The sequence below is a fragment of the Methanocalculus sp. genome, from assembly GCF_029762515.1.
GTDB lineage: Archaea > Halobacteriota > Methanomicrobia > Methanomicrobiales > Methanocorpusculaceae > Methanocalculus.
Genome location: NZ_JARVGN010000287.1, coordinates 1 through 3,082, shown reverse-complemented (window position 1 = coordinate 3,082; position 3,082 = coordinate 1). Strand labels below are relative to the sequence as shown.

The 3,082-nt window shown below is 51.3% G+C and carries 3 protein-coding genes and 1 pseudogene; 3 read left to right on the top strand and 1 reads right to left on the bottom strand.

Features of this window, described 5'->3' with window-relative positions; genetic code table 11:
• From QCH34_RS09745 to QCH34_RS09735, 3 genes are all read left to right on the top strand, one after another.
• Nucleotides 1-1,662: chemotaxis protein CheA (locus tag QCH34_RS09745; RefSeq protein ID WP_300333457.1), on the top strand; the 1,662-nt coding region annotated here is incomplete at its 5' end.
• 3 nt (nucleotides 1,663-1,665) lie between these two features.
• Nucleotides 1,666-2,286 carry a chemotaxis protein CheC gene (locus tag QCH34_RS09740; RefSeq protein WP_300333455.1) on the top strand — a complete coding sequence of 207 codons (621 nt, stop codon included), beginning with the start codon at nucleotides 1,666-1,668 and terminating at the stop codon, nucleotides 2,284-2,286.
• Nucleotides 2,287-2,305: 19 nt separating this feature from the next.
• Nucleotides 2,306-2,800, top strand: coding sequence for a chemotaxis protein CheD (locus QCH34_RS09735; protein ID WP_300333453.1), 495 nt, complete (start codon nucleotides 2,306-2,308; stop codon nucleotides 2,798-2,800).
• Between the two features lie 24 nt (nucleotides 2,801-2,824).
• On the opposite strand, the pseudogene QCH34_RS09730 reads toward QCH34_RS09735, so the two are convergent.
• Nucleotides 2,825-3,082: pseudogene (locus tag QCH34_RS09730) on the bottom strand (ribosome biogenesis/translation initiation ATPase RLI); the annotation flags it as partial.

The following is a 3,082-nucleotide window of genomic DNA, read 5'->3' as shown; positions in this document are numbered from 1 at the left end:
GGAACCAATCCCCCACTCTCCCAACTTGAAGATGAGGATGCTCCCTTTGACGGCATACTTTCAATTGTGATTGAGAGTGATGCGGGCATTGAGGCACTTCGTTCAGCCGCATCAGGAACAGAAGTTGCCGATGTCTCAGTCGAGGAGATTGTCACCCAGGGTTCAACAGAAGAACAGGCAGATACACAAAACCTGCCTCTCTACCAGATGATCATCAGTGTTGATGAAGAGTCAGCGATGAAAGGACTCCGTGCCTGCATCTCCCTCGACCGCCTTCAAGAGTGCGGGACGATCGTCAGCTGCGATCCCCCGCGTGAGGCTGTCGAGGACGGTCTCTTTGATTCGAACTTCCAGCTGACGATCGCAACAGACAGGGATCCAGAGGCATTGAAGAAAGCGGCGATGGTGCCGGAGATCCGATCGGTCGATATCATCCCGCTGGATGCTGCCGAGCAGAGAAGGCAGAAGGCCTCCACGCCCACAAAAAGCGGCGATCCAGCACCTAAAAAGAAGGATGACGCCAAGAACAGGGAGATCAAGAACCTGAGGGTCGATATCCTTCAGCTGGATCGGATGATGAACCTGATTGAGGATCTGGTGATAAACCGTGGCCGCCTCAAGCAGATAGCTGAGAAGAACAAGATGAAGGAGATGGATGAGGCGATCAGCATGATCGATCGATCGGTCTCCGATCTCCAGGTCCTGATGATGGATATCCGGATGATCCCCTTAAATCACATCTTCAACCGCCTTCCACGTGTTGTGAGGGATACTGCCCACTATGATAACAAGGAAGTAAATTTTGTCATGGAGGGTGGGGAGACCGAACTTGACAGGAGTGTGATGGACGGCTTGAATGATCCCCTCCTCCATCTCATCAGGAACGCCGTCAATCATGGCATTGAATCCCCGGAGCGCCGGAAGGAGGTTGGCAAACCTGAGAAGGGGCTTGTCCAGCTCTCTGCACGCCGTGACCGTGATAATGTCATCATCGAGCTGAGGGATGATGGTGCCGGTATCAATGTGGAGAAGGTGAAGGCAAAAGCTATCGAAAGAGGTATCCTTGCCCCGGATCAGGCAGACCAGCTGACGAAGGAGGAGGCAATCAGCTATCTCTTCCACGCAGGTTTCAGCACCGCAGATACCATCACCGATATCAGCGGCCGTGGTGTCGGCCTTGATGTCGTCAGGGGTGCGATAGAATCACTGAAAGGAACCATTCGTGTAACAACCAATGAAGGCAAGGGATCAATCTTTGAACTTCTGCTCCCACCGACAATGGCGATCGTTGAGGTGATGATTGTCCGGTTAAATAACCGGAGGATTGCAGTCCCGATCAGTGCCATTGTTGAGGTGGCAAGCATGAGGCGGGAGAATATCCACCGGATCGGGACACAGGATTCTATCCTTCTCCGGGATGAGGTATTGCCTCTCCACATGCTTGAAGAGATGTTTGGCGGATCTGATTCATCAGAGATTCTCATCGTCGTACAGTATAACAAGCAGAAATGCTGCATTGCCGTCGATATTGTCGAGGGGCAGCAGGAAGTGGTGGTAAAACCACTCAGCAAGATTATCGGAGTAATCCGGGGAATTTCCGGCATCACCATCCTCGGAGACGGGCATGTTGTTCCGGTATTAGATGTAAATACAATGGTGTAGATTATGGCATTACTGACACCCACACAGATGGACGCGCTTGGCGAACTTGGCAACATCGGGGCATCCCATGCAGCAACAACGCTTTCGCAGATGTTAATGGGCCAGATAGAGATGACAGTACCTCTCGTTGAGGTTGTCGATCTGGCAGATATTTACAAACACGTCACTGATGAGACAGCGGCTCTCTCCATATTCCAGATGCAGGGCGAACTCGACCAGGGAGGGTATGTGATATTTATCATGCCGCTCTCCTCTGCAAAACGGATGACCAACACGATGCTTGGCATGGGAGATGAGGAGCGTGAGCTGAATGAGATGGATGAGAGTGCATTGAACGAGGTCGGCAATATCATGGTCTCTGCATTCCTCGATGCAACAGCAGAGCTCCTTGGCGTTGTGATGCTCCCCTCTCCGCCGGTTCTTGTGGTTGACATGGCACATGCTGCGATCGAACAGCTCCTTGCCGAGGTTGCCTTTGATGTGAACGAGGTCGTCTTCTTCCACACTAAACTGTCATGCGACCAGTATTCCATCAATGGCGATCTTGTGATGCTGCCAGAGATGAACACCCTCTCCCAGATCCTTGAGCTTATGGACAACCTCCTCAAGAAACATGCCAGTTAAATGGCTCTGGAGATATTGAATGGATGAAGAATCAAACCGATACAATCCAAAAGCCATCGTCATAGGCATCGGCGATTACCATACCGGAGCGGAGCCGATGACCTCAATAGGGCTTGGATCCTGTATCGGGTTGATCTTCCATGATACAAAACTCGGCATCGGCGGGATGGCCCATATCATGCTTCCCGAGAGCGGAGGGAAGCGGGATCGTCTCGGGAAGTACGCCGATACCGCAATTGAGATCCTGCTTCAGGAGCTTTCGAAGAAGGGATGCTCGCCAAAAACCCTTCAGGCAAAGCTCGTTGGCGGAGCACAGATGTTTGCAAATTTCAGCGGCAACCTCTCTATTGGCGAGCGGAATATCGAAGCTGTCAGGGCAGGACTGAAAGTGAAGGGGATCTCAATAAAAGGAGAGGATGTCGGTGGAACAAAAGGAAGAACAGTCCTCTATTGCCCGGCACAAGGGTTTACAATCTCCATCCGGCGTGCGGATGGAACACGTTCTGAGATCTGATACTTTTATTACTTTTTTTTGTGATCAATCATCAGATGCTGTCGCATAGTAGTACTCTCCGTGCGACTTCTGTTCGCGATCCAGGAAGGATCCAATCTTATTGATCCTGGGCCTGCCGGTTTTGTCCCGCCTGAATGTGATACCAAGATTTTCAAGGAACCGGTTCATTCCCTGCTTCATCCAGAATGGGCCATATGCTGCACCTCTTCTCCCGGGTTCTCCTTCAAAGACGAGAAGACGCTCAGAGAGCATATCGATTGAGTACATATCATGGTCAATGAC